This window comes from Brachybacterium timonense, from assembly GCF_900258505.1.
Classification (GTDB): domain Bacteria; phylum Actinomycetota; class Actinomycetes; order Actinomycetales; family Dermabacteraceae; genus Brachybacterium; species Brachybacterium timonense.
The window spans coordinates 2,422,145-2,444,023 of record NZ_LT984895.1 but is presented as its reverse complement, the minus strand read 5'-3'; the positions used below and the strand labels follow the sequence as shown (position 1 = coordinate 2,444,023).

Genomic DNA, 21,879 nt, shown 5'->3' with positions numbered 1-21,879 from the left:
CCCCGTTATAGATTGGCTCCATGATCAGATCGTTCGGCGACAAGGCGACCGAACGGCTGTGGCGTCGTGAGCGCGTGCGGTCCATCGATCCGAGGATCCATCGCGTCGCACTGCGCAAGCTGCGTCAGGTGGGGTCTGCGGAGTCTCTCGAGGACCTCCGGGTCCCGCCCGGCAACCGGCTCGAGGCCCTCAAGGGTGATCGGGCCGGGCAGTACAGCATCAGGATCAACGACCAGTGGCGTATCTGCTTTGTGTGGAGCGACGCCGGACCCGAGGAGGTGCAGATCGTTGACTACCACTGACAGGATCAAGCCGATCCACCCGGGGGAGGTCCTCATGGAGGACTTCATCCGGGGCTTCGGCATCACGCAGAACAAGCTCGCCGTCTCGATCGGGGTTCCGCCGCGGCGGATCAATGAGATCGTGCACGGCAAGCGGGGCATCACTGCCGACACCGCGCTGCGGCTCGCGAAGTACTTCGGCACGTCGGCGGAGTTCTGGATCAACCTGCAGAGCCACTATGAGCTCGACCGTGCAGAGGATCGTGCAGGGGAGCAGATCGCAGCGATCAGGCCTCTTCTGTCGGCATGAGTTCCGCGAGCTCGACGGTCGTCGGCTCGGAGGGCTCTTGGCTGGTCATCATCCACGGTAGCTTCGGTAGCGGGAAGTCGAGCCTGGCCAAAGCCATCCTGGTAGCCCGGCCAAGCGGCATCGCGTTCGTCAGGCAGGACGCGCTGCGTCGCGTTTCTGAGACAGCATCGCTCAGTTCCCCGTGATGGTCGCCGTTGCCAGAACTCGGTCGAGCTCCGGTTCACCGTGCCGCGTTTGTGAGGCCCCGCGTTATGCAGGTGAGGCGGCGATCGTCTTCTCTGCTGATCGGGACATCAACGACGCTGCACGCCGGCTTCAGGACCGCGGCGGCACACCGCTGCCGCCGACCGGCACGCCCCGCCAGGCCGCGTACTGCGTGATCGCTCGCTCCAACGGTTTCCACCTGGCTGACGGGATCGCTGTGCCCAGGTCGTACACGACGTGGTTGCCGCGTACCGTCGATGCGCCGCGCTGTGCGAGGTGCGGCGGTGGGGGATGCGTCGTGTCGATGACCAGCAGGAACTCGCCGTCGAGCACGCCAGAGAAGGCGACCAACTTTTCCGCGAGAATTCCACCCAACCCGTCGTTAGCGGGCGACCTCCTGCTCGGAGCGGCCCGCGTATGGACGCTGCGCACTACGCTCCACGGAATGTGCAGATGACTGTCTCCAATGCCATAACTGTTCACCACGAGCACTGGTTCGCTATGGCGAACTGTGCGAGCGCGGCGGTGATTCTTTGACTGGTCGATGAACAGGCCGATCAAGGCCAGCGCCATGACCGGCAGCGCGATAAGGAACATCCACTCACCGGTGGTGACGACCGCGTACACGATCGCCACGGCGATGCCGAAGAACACCGCGCCCACAATGAGCGCCACCAGCAACTGGAGCAAAGAGCGGCCACGGACCGGAAACACCACGATGTCCTGCGGTGGCAGGCCCTGAGGCGGGTGCATCGTCATCGCAACTCCGTCGACACGACGGTCACCGAGCGGCCGTCTCCTGACGGGAGGCTAGGGAGTCTCGCCGGAGCCGTCAAGCGCGTGTGCATCCGGCAGCAGGGCCCGTGACGAGGGCCGGACGAGTCGATATCCCACCCCGGGTTCGGTGATCAGCAATTCTGGATGGGCGGGATCCAGCTCCAGCTTGCGACGGATCTGGTTGGCATAGACGCGCAGGTAGTTGAGCTCACGCCCGTAGGAGGGGCCCCAAATGGCCTTGAGCAGGGCATCGTGCCGGACCAGCCGGCCCTCAGCACGAGCCAACTCGGCCACCATCCGCCACTCGGTGGGGGTGAGGTGAACAGCCACGCCGTCACGCGTGGCGTGCGATTCGCTGAAATCGAGCACCACATGGTCTGTCTCGAACGGGGGGACAGTGGCGAGTGTCTGCCCGCCGCGCCGCAGCCCGGAGCGGACACGTGCCATGAGCTCCTCCATCCCGAACGGCTTGGTGACGTAGTCGTCGGCGCCCTCGTCCAGGGCTTCGACTTTGTCGTCGGAGTCGTGGCGGGCCGAGAGCACGATCACCGGCACGGTCGAGGTACGGCGGATCTGGCGCAAAACGTCGGTGCCGTCAAGGTCCGGCAGCCCCAGATCGAGAATCACCAGATCTGGTTCAGAATCAACCAGCTCGCTGAGAGCATCGCGCCCACAGGTGACGGCGATCGGCTCGTAACCACGCGCTTTCAAGTTGATCCGAAGAGTGCGCAGGATCGTGGCATCGTCGTCAACGGCCAGCACGCGCGTCATGCGTCATCCTCCTGCGCATCCTCGGGCGTGACCCGCTGACCGGGCCGAGTGGGCAGCGAGATCACCATGGTAAGGCCCCCACCACGGGTGTCACTGACGTGCAGAACGCCACTCATCGCCTCAGTCAGACCGCGCGCCACGGCGAGCCCGAGCCCCACCCCGTCGCTGCCGGGGGCGTCCCCGCGGCGCTGGAACGGTTCGAAGATGAGGTCGCGGTCCGCGGCCGGGATGCCCGGCCCATGGTCGACGACGCAGATCTGGACCACATCATCTGTGCGTCGGCTCGTGATCTCGATATGACCAGTGGGCTGGTGGCGCAGGGCGTTCTCGGCGACGTTCATGACCACCCGCTCCAAAAGACCAGCGTCAACAACCACGTTGCGGGCAGTCGGGCCGACTTCGAGGGTGCATCGTTGCGGAGCGCTCAGCATGGCACGGTACTCGGGCAGAAGCTCGCCTAGGTCGCACGTGGCCGGCGTGGCGACCAGCGCCCCGGCCTGCAAGCGGGACATATCGAGCAAGTTGCCGATGAGATCATCGAGGCGGTCTGCGCTGCATTCGATCGACTCCATCAGCTCCGCCTCGTCTTCAGGCTCGAAGGTGACGGTCGTGCTTCGCAAGCTCTCGATGGCGGCCTTGATTCCGGCCAGCGGGGTGCGCAGGTCATGCGAGACAGCAGAGAGCAGCGCAGTGCGGGCGCTGTTGTCGCGAGCGAGCTCGGCTGCTGCGGCCGCTGACGCCATGAGCTCGCGTCGTTGAAGAATCGCTCCCGCATATACGGCGAAGGCGCTGACCAGGCGCTGCTGTGAAGCAGGTAGATCGGCTGGCTGGAGAACCAGATCATGGTGGGAATCGATGGGTTCATGGGCGCCTGCCTCGAGGGCCGACGGGTCGAAACCATCGGTTGCATGGATGATCTCGCTGGGGTGGCCCGCGTCGTCCTTCTCCACCACAGCGGCCCCCGTGCGGTGGAACATTTCGACGGATCGGTCCAACAGAAGTGCGAGCTGATCGGTGGAGCCAAGCAACACGTTGGTAAGGCCCGCCATGGCGGTTGCTTCGTTCTGTGCGTTGATGGCTGCTGCTGCGCGTCGGGCACTGACGTTGACGAGCGAGGCGACCAGCACAGCCACGATCACGGTGACGACGAGGGCTGCCGCGTTCGTTGGGTGCTGGATCGTGAATGTGCCGAAGGGCGGTGCGAAAAACCAGTCGCCAGCTAGCGAGCCGACGACCGCCGCCAGGACGGCGGGCCACATCCCACCAACAAGGGCAACGACCACGCTGACCAGCATGTACAGCGGGATGGTCAGCGCCAACGTGTGTTCCTGAAGGCCAAGCAAGAGCACGGTGACGAGGGCTGGGAGGACGAGCGCAAGCCCATACCCCTCAGCCTGGCGCCTTGGCGAGAGCGAGCGTCGGCGCAACGCTCGAAAGCCCGATGCGGCGCGGGCAAGTGTGACCACATGAACGTCGACCTCATCAGAGGCGTCGATGATGCGGTCGCTGATCCCACGCGAGAGATACCTCTGCCACCGCGGCCGACGGCTCGTGCCGATCACGATTTGGCTTGCATTCGAGGCCTTCGAGAAATCGAGAATCGCCGCGGCGGCATCAGCGCCCGTGACGCTGTGAAAACTGCCGCCGAGCTCCTCGGTGAGCCGATGCAGACGTGCGACGTCAGGCATGCTCGCGCCGGAAAGGCCATCGGAACGGGTCACGTACACCGCGAGCATTTCGCCGCCAGCGCCGCGTGAGGCGATGCGTGCGCCACGACGCAGCAGCACCTCGCCTTCGGGCCCACCCGAGAGCGCTACGACAACACGCTCCCGCGCCGGCCAGCTGTGGTCGATGCCGTGATCAGCGCGGTAGCCGAGAAGCCCCTCGTCCACGCGATCCGCGAGCCACAGGAGCGCGAGCTCCCGCAACGCAGAAAGGTTGCCCACCCGGAAGTAGTTCCCCAGGGCCGCCTCGACCTTGTCAAGGGAGTAGATGTTCCCGTGTGCCATGCGCCGCCGCAGTGCCTCTGGTGACATATCGACGAGGTCGATCTGTTGCGCTGTGCGCACCACGCGGTCGGGAACGGTTTCCCGTTGCACGATGCCAGTGATCGACGTGACGACGTCATTGAGCGACTCAACATGCTGGATGTTCACCGTGGAGATCACGTCGATGCCGGCGTCGAGCAGCTCGTCGATGTCCTGCCAGCGTTTTTCATGACGCGAGCCGGGGGCGTTGGTGTGGGCGAGCTCGTCGACGAGTGCCACGCGAGGGTGTCGGGCCAGAACGGCGTCGAGATCCATCTCGCTCAACGTCGCCCCCTGGTACGTCACATGGCGCCGGGGGATGACCTCCATGCCCTCTGTCTGAGCCTGGGTGAACTCACGGCCGTGGGTCTCCACGAGAGCAACCACGACGTCGGCGCCGCGATCCGCGCGCCGTTTCCCCTCGGCAAGCATGGCAACGGTCTTGCCGACGCCGGGTGCGGCACCCAGATAGATGCGCAGTCGTCCTCGAGTCATGAGCAGATTGTCACCGTGCCTGACGACTCAACGCGACATTTCACGCAGGGCGACGTTCAGCTCTGTGACATTCACGGTGTCGGTGCCCAGGAACCCGAGGAACGCCCGATCGGTGTGCGTGTCGATCAGATGCTGCACGTGGGTGAGAGACAATCCCCGGGCTGCCGCGACCCGTGGTGCCTGCCACGCAGCGTAAGCAGGGGTGATATGCGGGTCCAGGCCGCTGCCGGAAGCGAGGAGGGCTTCCGCCGGCACCGGCCCAGGTGCGTCGGGGTTCTGGGCGAGCAGAGCATGCTCGCGCTCGTGTCGAGCGGCGAGGAGGTCGTGAGATGTGGGGGAGAGGTTGCTGCCTCCGGAGGCGTCCCCAGCCCAGTCGCCGCTCGAGGGACGGGCCTGGAACCATTCAGGCCCTGTTGCTGGCTGGGCAAGCAGCGCTGAACCCACAACGTTTCCGTCGATGCGAATCAGGGAACCGTTCGCTTGAGTCGGTACAGCCTGTCCGACACCAAGCATGGCGAATGGGTAAGCGATTCCGAGGATGACGGTGAGGACAAACAGTGCACGGACGGCTGTGACCGACTGACGAAGAATACTCATGATCACATTCCTGGAAGGAGCTGAACGAAGAGGTCGATGAGTTTGATACCGATGAACGGCGCGATGATGCCGCCGACGCCGTAGATGAGCAGGTTGCGGTTGAGCAACGCGGAAGCCGAGAGCGGGCGATAGCGCACACCCTTCAGCGAGAGCGGGATGAGCAGCACGATGATGATCGCGTTGAAGATGACCGCGCTCAGCATGGCTGATTCGGGCGAGTGCAGCCCCATCACGTTGAGAGCACCCAGGCCAGGGAAGATCGCGATGAACATGGCCGGGATGATGGCGAAGTACTTGGCGAGATCGTTGGCGATGGAGAACGTCGTCAGGGCGCCCCGTGTGATCAGCAGCTGCTTGCCAATGGCGACGATATCCAGCAATTTCGAGGGGTCCGAGTCGAGGTCGACCATATTTCCGGCCTCTTTGGCCGCTGACGTGCCAGTGTTCATCGCAACGCCGACGTCGGCTTTGGCGAGTGCTGGAGCATCGTTGGTGCCGTCGCCCATCATCGCGACCAGGCGGCCGCCGGACTGTTCCTTCTCGATGAGACGCATTTTGTCTTCAGGCGTGGCCTCAGCGAGATAGTCGTCAACACCGGCTTCTTTCGCGATGGCGGCTGCCGTGAGCGGGTTGTCGCCCGTGATCATCACGGTGCGGATACCCATGCGGCGCATCTGCGCGAACCGCTCGGCAATGCCAGGCTTGACAACATCGGTGAGCTGGATCACACCCATCACCTGTGGAGACTGCCCAGGCAGACGCAGAGCGACGGTCAGCGGCGTGCCGCCGGCCTGAGAGATCGACTCGACCTGCGCGTCAAGTGAGGCGTCGACGTGCCCGTCGGCCTCCCGGACCCAGGCAGCCACCGCTGAGGCTGCACCCTTGCGGACCTGGGTGCCATCAGGCAGATCCACGCCGGACATGCGGGTCTGCGCGGTGAACGGAACGAACTGTGCACCCCGATGAACCAGCGTCTGTGCGTTCTCGGTGCCGGCCAACCCGGCCTTTTCCACCAGGTCGATGATGGAGCGGCCCTCTGGTGTCTCGTCAGCCAGTGATGCGAGCCAGGCAGAGTGCATGAGTTCGGTGCGGTCGACCCCGTCCACGGCGAGAGCATCGGTCGCGCGCCGATTGCCGAAAGTGATGGTGCCGGTCTTGTCCAGCAGCAGGGTCGAGACATCGCCCGCTGCTTCGACAGCTCGGCCGGACATGGCAAGGACGTTGTGCTGCACCAGTCGATCCATACCTGCGATGCCGATGGCGTTCAGCAGCGCCCCAATGGTCGTTGGAATGAGGCACACCAGGAGAGCGACGAGTGCGATCAGCGAGAGCCGGTGCCCGGAGTAGATGGCCATTGGCTGGATCGCCATGACCGCGAGCACAAAAAGGATGGTGAGCGTCGTGAGAAGGATTCCGAGCGCGACTTCGTTCGGGGTTTTCTGACGCTCGGCACCCTCGACCAGGCTGATCATGCGGTCGATGAAGGTCTCGCCCGGCTTGGCAGTGATCTGGACGATGATCCTGTCCGACAGCACGGTCGTGCCGCCGGTGACAGCGCACCGGTCGCCACCGGCTTCCCGAATGACGGGTGCGGACTCGCCCGTGATAGCTGACTCGTCGACGGTAGCGACGCCCTCGATGACGTCGCCGTCGCCCGGGATCTGCTGGCCGGCCTCGACGACCACACGGTCACCGATCGTCAGCTCTGCCGAGGGGATCTGCTTCTCTGAGCCGTCGGCCTGTACAAGACGCGCCACCGAGTCCGTGCGGGTCTGGCGCAGCGTTGCGGCCTGCGCCTTACCGCGGCCCTCGGCGATGGCTTCGGCCAGATTCGCGAACAGAATCGTGGCCCACAGCCAGAGGGTCACGCTGATAGAGAACAGCGTTGGCTCAAGAACAGTCAAGATGGTGGTCAGGACAGCGCCGATCCACACGACGAACACCACAGGCTGTCGCACCAGATGCCGAGGATCGAGCTTGCGGAAAGCGTCGGGCAGGCTCGCGATAGCAAGCGTGCTCAATGAGCGTTTCGGTGGGTGATTCGTGGTCATGCGAGTGCCTCCGCGATGGGGCCGAGCGCGAGCGAGGGCAGGAACGTCAAGCCCGCGACGATGAGGATGATGACGGTCAGCAGCACACAGAACGTGACGTTGTGCGTTGGCATGGTGCCCTCGGTTCTCGGGCGGCGCTGCTGGGCGGCGAGAGAGCCAGCCAGGGCAGTCATGAACACGATCGGGATGAACCGGCCCAGGAACATGGCGGCCGCCACGGTGAGGTTGAGGTACGGCTGATCTGCGGCAAGGCCCGCGAAGGCGGAGCCGTTGTTGTTCGAGCCGGAGGTGTAGGCGTACAGCACCTCGGACAGTCCATGAGCACCGGTGTTGGCCATGGCGCTTCGAACTCCCGGCAAAAGCACGGCCGCGCCGGTGAAACCGAGCACCAAGGCGGGCATGGTGATCGTCGAGAGGGCGGCGAGCGTGATCTCACGTCGGCCGACCAGTTTGCCCATCAGCTCCGGTGTGCGACCCACCATGAGGCCAGCGATGAAGACCGTCAGAACCGCCAGGGTCAGCATGTTGTACATGCCGGTGCCGACGCCTCCGGGGCTGACCTCGCCGAGCATCATGTTGAACATCACCAGACCGCCGCCCAAGGGGCTGAAGGAATCATGCATAGCGTTGACGGCGCCCGTGGATGTGCCCGTTGTTGTCGTGGCGAACAGTGCGGTCCAGACTGTGCCGAAGCGGGTCTCCTTGCCTTCCATCGCGAAGACGCCGTTGGCCCAGCTGAATTCTGCCCCGGTCAGCAGTGCAGCCGAGCCAGCCCACAGAATTCCCATCACGGCGGTCAGCGCCAGGCCCTGGCGGCGGTCCTCAACGAAACGGCCGTAGGTATACGGCAGCGAGAAGGGGATGCAGAGCACCAGCAGGATTTCCAGCAGGTTCGTCCAGGCATTGGGGTTCTCGAAGGGGTGCGCGGAGTTGGCGTTGAAGAAACCCCCGCCGTTGGTGCCGAGCAGCTTGATCACTTCCTGCGAGGCGACAGGACCGCCGAGGATGGTCTGCTGCTCCCCGCTTACCGTCGTCACCGTCATCGGCTCTGCAAGGTTCTGCAGCACGCCGCCGAGCATCAGCAGGACAGCGCCGCCGACGGAGATCGGGAGCAAGAGCCGCAGACTCGCACGCACGAGATCAACCCAGAAATTCCCGATGGTGTCAGCCGAAGACCGGGCGATACCACGAAAGAGAGCGATGGCAACGGCGATGCCGGTGGCGGCGGAGACGAAGTTCTGCACCGTGAGGCCAGCCATGCTGACGACGTACCCGGCGCCGGATTCCCCTCCGTAGCTCTGCCAGTTCGTGTTCGTGGTGAAGGAAACCGCGGTGTTCAGCGCGGTGTGCCAGTCCTGTGAGCGTCCGAAGGACCACGGAAGCAGACCCTGCACGAGGATCAGCACAAAGAGGCCCAGGACGGAGATGATGCCGAAGGCGACCGCGGCGATCGCGTAGGACGTCCAGCGCATCTCCTTGTCGGGATCGACGCCGACGAGGCGATAGATGAAGCGTTCGGTGCGGGTATGGTGCGAGTCAGCGAACACGCGGTGCATATAGCTGCCGAGAGGCACATGCACGACGGCGAGGCAACCGATGACCAGCAGCAGGGCGCACGTGGTGGCGAGTGCAGGCGACATGGCGGCCTCAGAACTTCTCGGGTCGGGTGAGCGCGAACAGTAGATAGGCCACGATGGCGAATCCCAGGAGCGCTCCGACGATGTCTTGGATCATGCGCCCCAGTTCATTCCTCGCCGCGGCCCGTAGGCCCGTTCTGGATCCGTTCTTAAGGCGTCTTAACGCGTCCTTGACGCCGCAGTGCTGAGGTGTGAGCGTCCATCGCTACGCTCGACCCATGACCGTTGCACGACGATCCCCGCTCGGTGGCAGGCGACCCACCCGGGACGAGCTCGCCGGCTTCGAGAACGCCACAATCGACGACGTCATCGCCGAACACACGAAGCTCCTGATCGTCGGCATCAACCCGGGGCTGTGGACCGCTGCCGTCAATGCCCCGTTCGCGCATCCCGCCAATCGGTTCTGGCCCTCGCTTGCCGAGGCCGGACTGATGCCGCACCGGGTCGACGCGAGCCGGGGCCTTGGCGATGACGACCTCGCCACGTTCACCGCGCAGGGCTTCAGCCTGACGAACATCGTCGGCCGGGCGAGTGCCCGTGCCGCCGAGCTGAGCGCGGAGGAACTGCGTGCCGGGCGCGTGCAACTGGAGCAGCTCGCCCAGCGCCTCTCACCGAGAGTCATCGCGATCCTCGGTATCACCGCCTACCGCACCGCCTTCGAGGACAAGAACGCCGTGCTCGGTAAACAGGACCGGGAGATCGCAGAAGCCGAGGTGTGGGTGTTGCCGCAACCCAGCGGGCTGAATGCCCACGCCCCGTTGCCGGTGCTCGCCGACTGGTGGCGTCAGGTGGGTCATGCGGCGGGGATCATCTGAGGCGATCGCGCGCTCGTGGTCAGTGACGCTCCGCGTCGCGTGCGGTGAGGACGTCCGTCGGCATGACACCGTCGGGGCGCCGTGCAGTGCGGGGTCGCCCGACCACGAAGGCGTGTTTCGGCCGAGAGCCCATGAGCTCAGTGCACTGAGTCGCCGTGCAGTCGCTGCTGCAGGAAATCCGTCTGCACATCCAGAGAGCGGGTGGACCCCTGCACGAGATCCGACTCGATCCGATTCACCCCGGCGTCCAGCTGAGCAAGCTGCTGTTCGATGACACCCAGGTTCGCCAACGCCTGCTGCTGCGACTGCGGGGTGAACGTCGAGGCGAGATACCGCTGGTTCTCCTCCAGGGCGCCGAGCAGCTCGGGCAGGTAACGCTCGGCCATGCCCTCGAGCAGAAGCACGTCGGGTTCGTAGGGCCGACGCGACTGCACAGCGGGAGAACGCACCAGGGCGTCCACACGGGCGAGCAGAACATCGGCGTGGTCGAGCACGGGGCGCACGGCGGGGTGGGGCGTGGAGTGTTGGGCAGCGGCGATCCGTCGGCGCTGCTGCAGCACGGACCCTGCTGCGGACTCGAGCACCGAGCGTGTGGACTCCGGCATACCGTCCACCAGCGCCCGATACGGCGGCGCGGCGGGCCGGCGGTTGCGCAGCAAAAACGCGAGGCCGCCAGTGACGAATGCGCCCACACCGAGCGCCCCCGCCGCCGGGACGAGCAGCCCGCTGCCACCCACGAGCGACCCCATGCCGAACACGAGAAACGTGGACAGAGCAGACGACCACCCGAAGAAGAACGGCACATCCCGGGTGAGCCATCGACCGCGCCGACGCGGCATCCGCACCGCTGGCGCTGGCGCGATCAGCTCACCCTCCAGCGGCCGATGCGGATGCCGGGAGCGCGCAGGGCGGTGGCGTCGTGCTGCCATGGCTGCCCCTCTCCGCGCGCATCGCGACTGCTCGGTGACACCGCCGTCAGCCGGGCAATGCCCGAGAATGATCATCTGCTGAGCTCAGGGTAGCCCTGGATCGCCGCGACCGGCTGGAGAACCGTCATCGCCTCTGCAGCGCGCATCGCCCGCGTGTCCCGCCCTGCACACAGGATCGGTACGATCAAGGCCCGCGGCCACGGTGCCGCCCCGTACCATCCCAGCGCAAGGAGCTCTCATGGCGCAGGCCTTCCATGCCGACTCGTCGGATCTCGCCTCCAAGGAGGTGCTCACCTGGGACACGTTCGGGCAGAGCTCCCGTGAGCTTGCCCAGCAGATCGTCGACTCCGGCTACACCCCTGAGATCGTGATCGCTGTGGCCCGCGGCGGACTGCTGCCTGCCGGTGCGCTGTCCTACGCGCTCGGCGTCAAGCTCGCTGATGCGATCAACGTCGAGTTCTACACCGACGTTCACGAGACCCTGCCCGACCCGGTGCTGCTCGCCCCGATGCTCGATGTTGACGCGATCCGTGGCAAACGCCTGCTGGTGGTCGACGACGTCGCCGACTCCGGCCGCACCCTTGCACTCGTGCTCGACCTGCTGCGTGGCATGGGGGCCGAAGCGCGCAGCGCCGTGATCTACGCGAAGTCGGCCTCCGTGGTGGACCCCGACTTCGTGTGGCGCCGCACCGACGAATGGATCGTCTTCCCCTGGTCGGCGCTGCCACCCGTCACTGCCAACGAACACTGAACCATGCCCACCGCGTCTACAGCGGACCTGCGCAGTGCCCAGCGTGTGCTCTGCCACGGTGTCACGGGCAGCGGTAAATCCACTGCTGCCGCGCGGCTCGGCGAGGTGCTGGGCCTGCCGGTGCATCTGGTGGATGACGAGATCGGCTGGCTGCCGGAGTGGACTCAGCGTCCCGCCGATGAACAGCATCAACTCGCCGCCGCGCTCGCCGAGACCGAGTATTGGGTGGTGGACTCTGCCTATAGGTCGTGGTCCGATGTGATCCTCGCGCGCGCCCAGGTGATCGTCGCGCTCGACTACAGCCGCCCTCTCACGCTGGGACGCCTGCTGCGACGCACGGCCGCGCGGATACTGCGCCGCCATCGCGTGTGCAACGGGAATACCGAGACGCTCGCGCGAGCGCTCGGCCCCGAGTCGATCCTCTTGTGGCACCACCGAAGCTTCCACCGCAAACGGGCACGACTGCGCACCTGGCAGGCCGCTGCCGATGGGCCCGCGGTGCTGCGTCTCGCACGGCCGGCTGACCTTGATCGTCTTCTGGATGAGCTCGCAGCAAGTCGGTGAGCACACGTTCAGATCGTGCCGGTCTCGTCCCGCAGTCGTGGCTCGATCCGGTTCTCGGGCTTCACCCCGGCTTTGTCGGCGTAGAACGCGCGGATGCGATCCATATCCTCCGCGACACGCCCGGTCAGCTCGAACGTGGGGCCGAGCCCGCAGGTCATCGTCGTGCGATCGACGTAGCCGAGCGTCACCGGCATACCGGTCTTCCGGGCGATCCGGTAGAAACCGGACTTCCAGTATCCGGTGGTGTTGGTGCGCGTGCCGTCGGGCGTGATCACGAGACCGAACACGGCGCCGCTGTGAATGCGCTCGACCACCTGATCGACAACGTCGGCCGGATTCGTGCGATCCACGGGAATACCGCCGACGGCACGGAAGAACGGTGCCGCCCAGCCGCGGAACAACGTGTGCTTGCCCAGCCAGCGCACCCTCACACCGAGCCGCCACGCCATCGCCAGCATGATGACGAAATCCCAGTTCGAGGTGTGGGGAGCGCCGATCAGAACCGTCGGCCTTGGCGGGGCTTGCGTGGTGACAAGGCGCCACGGGCTCACCACCCAGAAGGCTCGGCCGATGAGTCCGCGGATCATGCGTCCTACGGTAATGGAGCGAACGCCACCTCAGCGTTCGGCGCGCTCGATCGACACGTTCGTCGCCTTCACCACCGCGGTGGCGAGGGAACCGACCTCGAGCCCGAGCTCCGCCACCGCCTCCGTGGAGATCAACGAGACCACGCGGAACGGGCCGCACTGCACATCCACCTGCGACATCACCGGATCGGAGCGGATCGCGGTGACGAGCCCGGTGAGATGGTTGCGTGCTGAACGACGACCGGCTCCGGTATCCATGCCGTCGATAGACTGCTCTGCAGCAATCTCCTGACAGAGAGCCGCAAGTGAGGCGCCGTCGATGAGCTGCGGGCCGGTCGCAGACTCCTGAACCGTCAGCCGCCCCTGCTGCACCCAGCGGCGGACGGTGTCATCCGAAACGGCGAGCAGTCGGGCGGCGGTGCTGATGCGATAGGCGGACATGCCTCAGGACGCTACCCCCCTGCGAGAAAGGAGCGGCAGCGACGCGACAGGATCTCCGCTGCCCGCGAGGGAGGTCGCACTGCTTGTCGCGGCACTGCCCGCGGCGTCGCCGCCCAGCCGCGGCAGCACCAGGGTCAGGGCCAGCGCCAGCACGATCAGGAGAAGTATTGCCACGAGAATCGTGCGCACCAGACGGCCGCGGCGGGTGAGGACCAGCCGAGGACGGCGTTGCGTGGGGCACATGCGTCGATGCTACGAACAGCGGGGGCCGCACCGGCGCTGACGCGCCGAGCAACCCCCGCGGAGCCGAACGTGCACCGGTCAGAGCACCAAGAAGAATCCGGCAGCGAGCACGAAGCCCATCAGCGACTCCAGAGCCTGCTGCACCGTCCAGGTGCGCAAGGTGGTGGCCACGTCCATGTTGAACAGACGACCCACCAGCCAGAAACCGGAGTCATTCACATGTGAAGCGAACACGGAACCGGCCGCGGTCGCCACCGTGAGCGCAGCGATCTGACCGGCCGAGAGCCCCTGTGCCGCAATGGCAGGGGCCAGCAGACCCGCGGTGGTCACGAGCGCCACCGTGGCCGAGCCCTGTGCCACACGCAGGATCACGGCGATGAGGTACGCCGCCAGGATCAGCGGCACGCCCAGGCCGTCGAGAGTGTTCGCCAGGGCATCGCCGATCCCAGACGTGCGCAGCACACCGCCGAACATGCCACCGGCGCCGGTGATCAGAACGACCGAGCAGATCGGGCCGAGCGAGGAATCGACGATCTTCTCCAGTGCATTACCGGTCTCGCCACGGCGGAAGCCCAGCACGACGAGAGCCACGAGCACGGAGATCAGCAGGGCGACAGGGGAGGAGCCGAAGGCGCGGGCCACCTGGTACAAGGTCGCTTCCTCAGACACGGTGCCCGCAGCGCGCAGGAAGTCCAGGCCCGTGTTCATGAAGATCAGCACCATCGGCAGCAACAGCACAAGGACCACCGTGAGCACTGACGGCGGGTTCTTCACATCCTCATCCGTTTCGGCACCGAACAGGGAACCGGCGTTCACGGTGAACCCGAACTTCTTCGCGCAGTACTTCCCCCACAGGATGCCGCTCACGTAGAACGTCGGCACAGCGATCACCATGCCGATAGCCAGCACCAGCCCCAGGTTCGCGCCATAGGCCTCAGCAGCAGCGACGGGGCCGGGGTGCGGCGGCACGAACACATGCATCACCGAGAACGCCACAGCTGTGGGGAAGGCATACAGCAGCACCGGCCCACCCAGTCGTGCCGCGACTGCGAACACGATCGGCAGCATCACGACCAGGCCAGCATCGAAGAACATGGGGAAGCCCATCAGCAGGGAGGCGACCCCCAGGGCGAGCGGCGCGCGCTTCTCACCGAAGATGTCGATCATCGTGTCGGCCAGAACCGTGGCGCCGCCGGAATGCTCGATGAGTTTGCCAAGCATGGCGCCGAGCCCCACCAGCAGGGCCACGGAGCCGAGCGTGCTGCCGAAGGAGCCCACCAGCACATTGACGATCTCGTTCGCGGGAATACCGGTAGCGAACGCGGTGCCGAGGCTGACCAGGATCAGCGTGAGGAAGGCGTGCAGGCGGAATTTGATGACGAGCAGAAGGATCACAGCGATCGCTGCGGCGGCGATGCCCAACAGGGAGCCTGCGCCGAGCGTCTGTGTCCAGCCTTCGATCTCCATTGCGGAGCTCCTGTCTGTGGAACAACGGGGGTGGGGCGAAACGCCTCATCGGGCCTGCGATGTCGCGTCGATCCTCAGTGATCGGCGACAGCGCCAGGAACAACCGGCACCCTACGCCGCGCACGGGTGCTCGAGGCGGGACCACCCAGCCCGTTCCGGTGTGGTGTGCGACTCAGCGCGTGACGTCGCTCTTCGAGATTGAGCTGCCCTGTGAGGCTGTGCCGCCTTCCGAGGCTGTGCCGCCCTCCGAGCTCCACAGATCCACGAGCACCTTGCCGGAGATGCGCGAATCTCGTGCGGTCTCGAAAGCTGCCACCGCATCGTTGGCCGGGATGACATGCGTGATGATCGACGCGATCGCCGGATGGGCGGCGAGCAGAGCAACGGCGTCGTCGATCTCGTTGTTGAAACGGAAGGTGCCCACATAGGTCACTTCCTTGGAGACGAACGGCGCGAGGTTCACACCCACCATCTCGTTTGGGAGCATGCCCACCTGCACCACGGTGCCGGCGCGGCGCACTGCAGAAAGCGCCGGGGAGACGGCGGGAGCAGCACCGGAGCATTCGAACACGACGTCGTACGCCATCGCTGGAATGCCCTCGTGGGCGACGTTCACCGTGTGGTGCGCGCCCACCGCACGCGCCCGCTCAAGCGGTTCGGGCATGACGTCGGTGACAGTGACGTCGGCGGCGCCGCGGGCCACCAGGGCGGCAGCCACGCACAGCCCAATCGGCCCGGCGCCGCTGACGAGCGCGCGGGCTCCGGTCACATCGACTGCCGACACGGTGATCGCGTGCAGGCCGACGGCGAGCGGTTCAGCAAGCGCCGCGGTGCGCAGATCCAGGTTTTCGGGAAGCACCCGGATCATGAAGTCCTCCACCACGCGGTACTCGCTCATACCGCCCTGGGTGTGCGGCATCGTGGAGGCGGAGCCGAGGTAGCTGCCGCCGGGCCAGAGGTGGCGACGACCCTCGATCCCGGGTTCGCTCGTGCCGTACGTGGCCGGAGCGATCGTCACGGGAGTGCCGGGTGCGAGGCGGCCGGAGGGATCCAGATCCACCACGCCGCTTATCTCGTGCCCGGGGATGAACGGTTCACGCACCTCGTACTCGCCGTTGCGGCCCTGGAAGTAGTAGTGCAGATCAGATCCGCAGATGCCGCCGTAGAGCATGCGCACACGCACCTGGGTGCCGGTGGGCTCGGGCAGAGGCACCTCCTCGACGCTCATCTGTTCGGCGCCGTGGATCAGCAGGGCCTTCATGGTTTTCTCCTTCATGGGGTCAGCGGATGCGCCGACTCGGGGTCGATGCGGGAATCGGATGGGCAGCGGTGCCCGATGGGTTATTCACCGAGCGCCCGCGCTGCGGCGGCCCGCACACCCTCGGTGATGATCAGCTCGAGGTCTGTGACCACCTCGTCGACGAACGCTGTGTGCGCGACGAGCTCATCGGGCAGCACCCCGGTGCGGAGTACTGCCTGGACGTGCTCGCGCACGCTCGTGGCGTCGGCGACAGCCTGCTGCAGGCTCTCGCGGCGCGGCTCCTGCATCGCGGCGGCGACCTCGCCCGGGTCACTGCCAACCGGGGGCACGGTGCAGGCGATCCAGCCGGCCACGGTGAGGGCATTCATCCGTGGGATCTGCCCCGTCTCGAGCATCCGCAGCGAGGGTGCGGGAATGCGCTGCGGCAGCTTGGTGGAGCCGTCGGAGCCGACGCGTGAGGTGAGGTCACCGAGCACAGTGTTGTTCCAGCGGTCGAACAGCTGCTCCAGGTAGTTCTTGGGGTTGAAGCCGCGCGGCAGATCGATGCTGGGCAGATTCTCCTGCTCGAGAAGAACTCGGGTGCAGCGCTCGATGAACTCCTCACCGCGCGCGGCGGGGATCGTGGGGCGTCCATCGAGCCCGCCCAGGTAGGCAATCAGGGAATGCGCGGCGTTCAGCAGGCGCAGCTTCACCATTTCGTAGGCCCCCACCTCATAGGAGAACACGGCGCCGGCTGTTTCCCAGGTAGGACGGCCCGCAGCGAAACGGTCCTCGAGCACCCACATGGTGAAGCGCTCCGCAGGCACGGCGGCCTGATCCTCCAGGCCGAGCACCTGCTGGGCGGTCTGTCGGGTGGTCTCGGTGGGGGCAGGCACGATCCGGTCCACCATGGAGTTCGGGAACGTCACCGAGCGTTCGACCCAGTCGAAGAACGCGTCATCCGCACCTGCGTCGGCCCCAGCGGCGCGGCAGAAACCGAGCACGGCACGCCGCACCGTGTCCCCGTTCGCAACCAGGTTGTCGCACGACAGCACCGTCACCGGAGCACCCCCGGTCGCGTGGCGACGCAGCAGGCCGTAGGCGAGCAGCCCCAGCATGGTCGACGGCAGGGTTCCCTGCGCGGGACGCGCCGCGAGATCGTCGGCGATGCCGGGGGAGGAGAGATCGAGCTCCCCGGTGGTGGCATCCAGGTGGTACCCGGCTTCGGTGATGGTCAGCGAGATGATGCGGTGGCCGGGGTCGGCGAGAACGTCGAGAACATCACCGGGCTGCTCGGCGGCCACCAGCAGACGACGGTGCACGTCGATCACGCCAACGTCCTGTACGGCAGGGTCCAGCGTGACCACGCTGTAGAGGTGGTCCTGCGCCGTCATCGCGTCGACGACGGTGCGGGAGCGGTTCGCGACGCCGACGATGCCCCAGTCCCCGCCACCAGCCAGCGCTGTGTAGACCGCGAGATGGGCCCGGTGGAAGTTGCCGAGACCAAGGTGCACGATCCCGGTGCGGCCACGCGCACCGGCACCTACCCGGGTGCTGGCATCCACGGTTTGGCGGGTCATGCGAGTCACGGTGCTCCTCCTGAGGGCAGTGCGGCGGGCCCGTGAAGGGCTCGCCTGTCTAAGTGCGACGGCCCCGCAGCTGTGTCCGCCGGTGAGAATGCGGTCTGGCGTGGGGGAGGGATCCGTGCACGACGGGGATGGGTCGGCCACGCGATTACACGCCGCAAGATGCCAGCTCAATTATGCTCGCGCCACCAGCACTCGCCCCGTTCGACGCGGACGCCCTCGCCGCGTAGCCGATCCACCAGGTCGGCGAATCTTTCGTCCAGCGCATCCGCTGTTGACGTCGGCGGTTGCGTGAGCCCCGTTTCATCGGCGTATGCGACACACATGTCCGTTGCCCACCGCCCGAGGTCTGAGGCCAAGTCTGGGCTGATGCGTGAGCGGACATCAGGGTAGGGGTCGGTGCCAGCCGGGCTGCTGAACACAGGCCACTCGGTGTAGTCCCAGCTCATGATGATGCGCTCCATGAGGGCGGATGGTAGCAAGCACAGCACCGGTGAGGCTCAGCAACCGGCAACGGGTTCCGCACAGGGGAAGCGCTCCGTGTAGCCCGCCGCCGCACCGTCAGCCATGGACTATCCACAGTTCGTGGGACAGCACACCTCCGTGGGCGTAGTGTGTGCCGTGTCACGGGCTGCGCCCCGAGCCCGGACGCAAGGAGGTTCCGTGCCGCTGTACGAGTTCCGGTGCGCCCAGTGCGGCCCGGTGGAGCGCAGCTTTCCGATGAGTGACGTGCCCGAGCACATCACCTGCCCCCGATGCGACGCAGCATCGCCCCGGCGCATCACCGGCGCCGTCCTGCACGGCTCGTCTCCCGCGAAACGGCTCATCGAATCCACCGAGCGCAGCGCGCACGAACCCGAGGTTGTCTCCTCGCTGCCCCCGGCCCGTTCCGCAGCGTCCCCACGGAAGGTCAGTCGCAACCCGCTGCACCAGAAGCTTCCGCGCCCCGAATGAGGCGCGGGGGAGAACCAGTACGCCCCCGAAAGGATCAGACATGCCACGCAACCTGTTCCCGCTGGACTCCGGCAAGCCCTTCACCGATCAAGAGAAGACCGGCCACAACCGGTGGCACCCCGATGTGCCGCCCGTGGAGACCGTCAAGCCCGGCGAGTCCTTCCGTGCGGACTGCCGCGAATGGTTCGACGGCGCCATCAAGAACGACGACAGCGCAGAGGACATCCTCAACGCCCCGGTGAGCAAGGTGCACGCGCTCTCCGGCCCGTTCGCTGTGGAAGGCGCCCAGCCCGGTGACCTGCTCGTCGTGGACATCCTCGACGTCGGCCCGATCCCCCAGGAGGATTCCGGTCCGCTTGCTGGCCAGGGCTGGGGATACACCGGCATCTTCGCCAAGAGCAACGGTGGCTCCTTCCTGGTGGACCAGTTCCCGGACGCCTACAAGGCCGTGTGGGACTTCACCGGCCAGACTGCGACCTCGCGCCACATCCCCGGGGTCTCCTTCACCGGCATCGTGCACCCGGGCCTGATGGGCACCGCCCCGTCGCAAGAGCTGCTGAACACCTGGAACACCCGCGAGGCGGCGCTGATCGCCACTGATCCGGACCGTCTGCCTCCGCTGGCTCTTCCGCCCGAGCCGAAGGACGCTGTGCTCGGCTCGCTCACCGGTGAGGACTACGACCGGGTGGCGGCCGAGGGTGCTCGCACCGCGCCGCCGCGCGAGAACGGCGGTAACCAGGACATCAAGAACCTCACCAAGGGCACCCGCGTCTTCTACCCGGTGTTCGTGCCGGGCGCGAACTTCTCCGTGGGCGATCTGCACTTCTCGCAGGGCGATGGAGAGATCACCTTCTGTGGTGGCATTGAGATGGGCGGCTACATCGACCTGCGGCTCGACATCATCAAGGGCGGCATGGACACCTACGGTGTCACCGAGAACGCCATCTTCATGCCGGGCAACGTCGCGCCGCAGTACTCGGAGTGGCTGTCCTTCTCCGGCACCTCGGTAACCCTGGACGGCGAGCAGCGCTACCTCGACTCCCAGCTGGCGTACCAGCGGGCCTGCCTGCACGCCATCGACTACCTCACGAAGTTCGGCTACAGCCCGGAGCAGGCGTTCCTGCTGCTGGGTGCCGCACCGATCGAGGGCCGCTTCTCCGGCGTCGTGGACATCCCGAACTCCTGCGCCACGGTGTATCTGCCGACAGCGATCTTCGACATCGATATCCGGCCATCGGCATCCGGGCCGCAGAAGATCGACCCCGGTATCGGCGCTCCGCGTGCCGCGGATCCGTCGGCCTGATCGGCAACGCACCTCGCCGTACCACGAGGCCCGGACCTGCCGCGCAGCAGGCCCGGGCCTCGTGCCGTCGGCCGTGGCTCAGGAACCCAGGGCAGGTTCGTGCACGGACTCGCTCATGGCGCAGATCTGGAAGGTCGCGCCGTCGGGGTCGGCCACCGTGGCGATGGTGCCGAAGGGTGAGGGCTGGGGGCCGTCGAGCACCGTGCCACCGAGCGCGGGGACCTTCGCGATTGCCTCCTCACTGGAGGCGACACTGAAGTAGACCCTCCAGCCGGTGGCCTCCTGCGGCATCATGCCGGTCGCATCGCCCAGACCCCAGGTGGCCTGATCGCTGGCCCCGTTGGTGGAGTAGCGGACGGCCTCGCAGTCCTCCTGCAGGTCGTCTCCCATCGGCACGAGGTTCGCCTCGAACACTGCCGTGTAGAACTCAGCGGCCTTGTCGTAGTGGTGCGTCATCAACTCGAACCAGACGGGGGATCCGGGCTGACCGGTGAACTCGTAGCCCTCGGTCTCGCCGGCCTGCCACATTGAGACGTTCGATCCGGCGGCGTCCAGGACGATCGCGAAGCGTCCTGCAGTGCCGGCATCGTCTGGGCCCATGAGGAGCTGGCCGCCGTTCTCGACGGCGAGCTTCGCGCGAGCATCGGCATCCTCGACCGCGAGGTACACGTCCCACATGGCCGGCAGGGGATCGCCCTCCGGGCAGGTCAAGCCGGACACGTCCATGAAGCCGCCGACGACGGCGCCCTGGTTGCGGATGATCCGGTAGCTCGCGAAGTCCTCACCGGTGTCGGTGAAGGTCCAGCCGAACAGGCCCTCGTAGAAAGGGATGGTCTTGTCAGGGTTGTTGGTGTTGCAGTCGATCCAGCAGCTGCTTCCGACGGGGCGAGACATGGGTCCTCCTCAGGCACCGGGCGGGCGCCCGGCATGATCGGTGGGCGGATGCCCGTGGTGATGAGAACGCTACGGCTGGGGTGTGACTGGAGGGATGTCCGATCCTGCTGTCCTCAGGGAGGAGCAGGCCAACGAGGGGTGCGCGAAGGGATCAGCCCGGCTCGCCGACGGAGCGGCACAGGCTCGGTAGTGCCGACAGCATCGGTACCCCGGTCGAGTCGGCCACACGCAGCGTTAGCGTCACCTCTGCAGAGGCGGTCAAGGGGGCCGGATGGGCGGCGACCAGGGGAGCGGTCGGTGTGAGCTGGTCGAGCACATCCGCCTCGGCACGGACCGCGAAGGCCAGCAGGAACGGGGCGCCGGGGCTGAGCGGCAGGTCCACCGACGGTATCGACCGGGCCAGGATCCCACCGCGGGGCAGACCGATCGGGGCCGGCACCGGATACCAGCCGACCCACAGCGAGGGATCGCCGCGTCGGCAGGCCTCCTCGGGGACGTCGAGGTGCACGCGCACGACGTCCGGACTCGGTGGCAGCAGTGCGAACGGCTGGGGCGGATGGTCGGCGACCCTGTCGGCGAGCTGCCGGAGCGCACCGGGTGTGACGCCGACGGTCTGCTTGAAGCGCCGCGAGAAGCTCGAGACCGACTCGAAGCCGACCGCCGTGGCCACATCGATGACCGGCAGATCCTCGGTGAGCAGCAGGCGCTTGGCAGCGTCGATGCGCTGGGCGATCAGGTACTGGCCCGGCCCGATACCCGTCCGCTGCGTGAACAGGCGCGTGAAGTGGAAGGGGCTGTATCCGACCTCGTCGGCGAGGTCCGCGACGGACAGCTCCTGAGGCGCGCTGCGCGCAAGCTCCAGTGCGGACGCCCAACGGGCGTCCGCCCCAGCAGACGTCGGCTGTGCCACGCTTGGACTCTACACATCGGGCCGCGGCCCGGGAACCCCGACGCC

Annotated in this window: 24 protein-coding genes; 7 read left to right on the top strand and 17 right to left on the bottom strand. The window is 66.5% G+C overall.

Going from position 1 to position 21,879, the window contains the following annotated elements; all coding sequences use genetic code 11:
* The first annotated feature begins 20 nt into the window (after window positions 1-20).
* A complete protein-coding gene (locus C8271_RS10820) occupies window positions 21-302 on the top strand; it encodes a type II toxin-antitoxin system RelE/ParE family toxin (RefSeq protein WP_055089482.1) in 282 nt (93 codons plus the stop codon).
* Window positions 289-591, top strand: coding sequence for a HigA family addiction module antitoxin (locus C8271_RS10815; RefSeq protein WP_106507296.1), 303 nt, complete (start codon window positions 289-291; stop codon window positions 589-591). Before C8271_RS10820 ends, C8271_RS10815 begins: the two co-directional genes overlap by 14 nt.
* Window positions 592-906: 315 nt before the next feature.
* On the opposite strand, the gene C8271_RS10810 is transcribed toward C8271_RS10815, so the two are convergent.
* The 7 genes from C8271_RS10810 to kdpF are packed head-to-tail and all read right to left on the bottom strand — an operon-like array spanning window position 907 to window position 9,247.
* A complete protein-coding gene (locus C8271_RS10810) occupies window positions 907-1,554 on the bottom strand; it encodes a hypothetical protein (protein WP_106507295.1) in 648 nt (215 codons plus the stop codon).
* A gap of 51 nt (window positions 1,555-1,605) precedes the next feature.
* Window positions 1,606-2,343: a response regulator gene (locus C8271_RS10805; RefSeq protein ID WP_106507294.1), complete on the bottom strand. Its 738-nt coding sequence runs from the start codon at window positions 2,341-2,343 to the stop codon at window positions 1,606-1,608.
* The gene (locus C8271_RS10800) at window positions 2,340-4,865 is read right to left on the bottom strand and encodes an ATP-binding protein (RefSeq protein ID WP_106507293.1); all 2,526 of its coding nucleotides are present in this window, start codon (window positions 4,863-4,865) and stop codon (window positions 2,340-2,342) included. Before C8271_RS10800 ends, C8271_RS10805 begins: the two co-directional genes overlap by 4 nt.
* 27 nt (window positions 4,866-4,892) lie before the next feature.
* Entirely contained in the window at window positions 4,893-5,462 is a 570-nt protein-coding gene (gene kdpC / locus C8271_RS10795) for a potassium-transporting ATPase subunit KdpC (RefSeq protein ID WP_106507292.1), read from the bottom strand.
* A gap of 2 nt (window positions 5,463-5,464) precedes the next feature.
* Window positions 5,465-7,513 carry a potassium-transporting ATPase subunit KdpB gene (gene kdpB, locus C8271_RS10790; RefSeq protein WP_106507291.1) on the bottom strand — a complete coding sequence of 683 codons (2,049 nt, stop codon included), beginning with the start codon at window positions 7,511-7,513 and terminating at the stop codon, window positions 5,465-5,467.
* Complete coding sequence (gene kdpA, locus C8271_RS10785) at window positions 7,510-9,153, bottom strand: potassium-transporting ATPase subunit KdpA (protein ID WP_106507290.1); 1,644 nt, start codon at window positions 9,151-9,153, stop codon at window positions 7,510-7,512. The genes kdpB and kdpA overlap by 4 nt, the downstream gene beginning before the upstream one ends.
* 7 nt (window positions 9,154-9,160) lie before the next feature.
* Window positions 9,161-9,247 carry a K(+)-transporting ATPase subunit F gene (kdpF, locus tag C8271_RS14515; RefSeq protein WP_106507289.1) on the bottom strand — a complete coding sequence of 29 codons (87 nt, stop codon included), beginning with the start codon at window positions 9,245-9,247 and terminating at the stop codon, window positions 9,161-9,163.
* Window positions 9,248-9,368: 121 nt separating this feature from the next.
* On the opposite strand from kdpF, the gene C8271_RS10775 reads away from it, so the two are divergent.
* Window positions 9,369-9,965, top strand: coding sequence for a mismatch-specific DNA-glycosylase (locus C8271_RS10775; RefSeq protein ID WP_106507288.1), 597 nt, complete (start codon window positions 9,369-9,371; stop codon window positions 9,963-9,965).
* Window positions 9,966-10,102: 137 nt separating this feature from the next.
* Here C8271_RS10775 and C8271_RS10770 read toward each other — a convergent pair whose 3' ends face one another.
* Complete coding sequence (locus C8271_RS10770) at window positions 10,103-10,894, bottom strand: hypothetical protein (protein WP_245921103.1); 792 nt, start codon at window positions 10,892-10,894, stop codon at window positions 10,103-10,105.
* A 238-nt stretch (window positions 10,895-11,132) separates the two neighbouring features.
* On the opposite strand from C8271_RS10770, the gene C8271_RS10765 reads away from it, so the two are divergent.
* Window positions 11,133-11,645, top strand: coding sequence for a phosphoribosyltransferase (locus C8271_RS10765; RefSeq protein ID WP_106507287.1), 513 nt, complete (start codon window positions 11,133-11,135; stop codon window positions 11,643-11,645).
* Between the two features lie 3 nt (window positions 11,646-11,648).
* Entirely contained in the window at window positions 11,649-12,209 is a 561-nt protein-coding gene (locus C8271_RS10760) for a P-loop NTPase family protein (protein ID WP_106507286.1), read from the top strand.
* Window positions 12,210-12,217: 8 nt separating this feature from the next.
* Here C8271_RS10760 and C8271_RS10755 read toward each other — a convergent pair whose 3' ends face one another.
* The 7 genes from C8271_RS10755 to C8271_RS10730 all read right to left on the bottom strand — a co-directional run bounded on the left by C8271_RS10755 (window position 12,218) and on the right by C8271_RS10730 (window position 18,237).
* Window positions 12,218-12,796: a 1-acyl-sn-glycerol-3-phosphate acyltransferase gene (locus C8271_RS10755; protein ID WP_106507285.1), complete on the bottom strand. Its 579-nt coding sequence runs from the start codon at window positions 12,794-12,796 to the stop codon at window positions 12,218-12,220.
* A 30-nt stretch (window positions 12,797-12,826) separates the two neighbouring features.
* Window positions 12,827-13,237, bottom strand: coding sequence for a TOBE domain-containing protein (locus C8271_RS10750; RefSeq protein WP_106507284.1), 411 nt, complete (start codon window positions 13,235-13,237; stop codon window positions 12,827-12,829).
* 3 nt (window positions 13,238-13,240) lie between these two features.
* Window positions 13,241-13,480: a hypothetical protein gene (locus C8271_RS13715; protein WP_138774560.1), complete on the bottom strand. Its 240-nt coding sequence runs from the start codon at window positions 13,478-13,480 to the stop codon at window positions 13,241-13,243.
* A gap of 78 nt (window positions 13,481-13,558) precedes the next feature.
* The gene (locus C8271_RS10745; protein ID WP_106507283.1) at window positions 13,559-14,947 is read right to left on the bottom strand and encodes a GntP family permease; all 1,389 of its coding nucleotides are present in this window, start codon (window positions 14,945-14,947) and stop codon (window positions 13,559-13,561) included.
* 172 nt (window positions 14,948-15,119) lie between these two features.
* A complete protein-coding gene (locus C8271_RS10740; protein ID WP_106507282.1) occupies window positions 15,120-16,208 on the bottom strand; it encodes an L-idonate 5-dehydrogenase in 1,089 nt (362 codons plus the stop codon).
* A gap of 80 nt (window positions 16,209-16,288) precedes the next feature.
* Window positions 16,289-17,767: a mannitol dehydrogenase family protein gene (locus tag C8271_RS10735; RefSeq protein WP_106507281.1), complete on the bottom strand. Its 1,479-nt coding sequence runs from the start codon at window positions 17,765-17,767 to the stop codon at window positions 16,289-16,291.
* A gap of 176 nt (window positions 17,768-17,943) precedes the next feature.
* Window positions 17,944-18,237, bottom strand: coding sequence for a hypothetical protein (locus C8271_RS10730; RefSeq protein WP_138774559.1), 294 nt, complete (start codon window positions 18,235-18,237; stop codon window positions 17,944-17,946).
* 199 nt (window positions 18,238-18,436) lie between these two features.
* Between C8271_RS10730 and C8271_RS10725 the strand changes: the two genes are divergently transcribed.
* Both C8271_RS10725 and fmdA read left to right on the top strand, forming a co-directional pair.
* Window positions 18,437-18,727: an FmdB family zinc ribbon protein gene (locus C8271_RS10725; RefSeq protein WP_212591341.1), complete on the top strand. Its 291-nt coding sequence runs from the start codon at window positions 18,437-18,439 to the stop codon at window positions 18,725-18,727.
* A 40-nt stretch (window positions 18,728-18,767) separates the two neighbouring features.
* Window positions 18,768-20,030 (top strand): formamidase, encoded by a 1,263-nt coding sequence (fmdA, locus tag C8271_RS10720; RefSeq protein WP_106507278.1) that lies wholly within the window; start codon window positions 18,768-18,770, stop codon window positions 20,028-20,030.
* A 78-nt stretch (window positions 20,031-20,108) separates the two neighbouring features.
* On the opposite strand, the gene C8271_RS10715 is transcribed toward fmdA, so the two are convergent.
* Window positions 20,109-20,924, bottom strand: a complete 816-nt coding sequence (locus C8271_RS10715) for a VOC family protein (protein WP_106507277.1) — start codon at window positions 20,922-20,924, stop codon at window positions 20,109-20,111.
* 151 nt (window positions 20,925-21,075) lie between these two features.
* Window positions 21,076-21,834: a helix-turn-helix transcriptional regulator gene (locus tag C8271_RS10710; protein ID WP_106507276.1), complete on the bottom strand. Its 759-nt coding sequence runs from the start codon at window positions 21,832-21,834 to the stop codon at window positions 21,076-21,078.
* Window positions 21,835-21,879 lie beyond the last annotated feature (45 nt).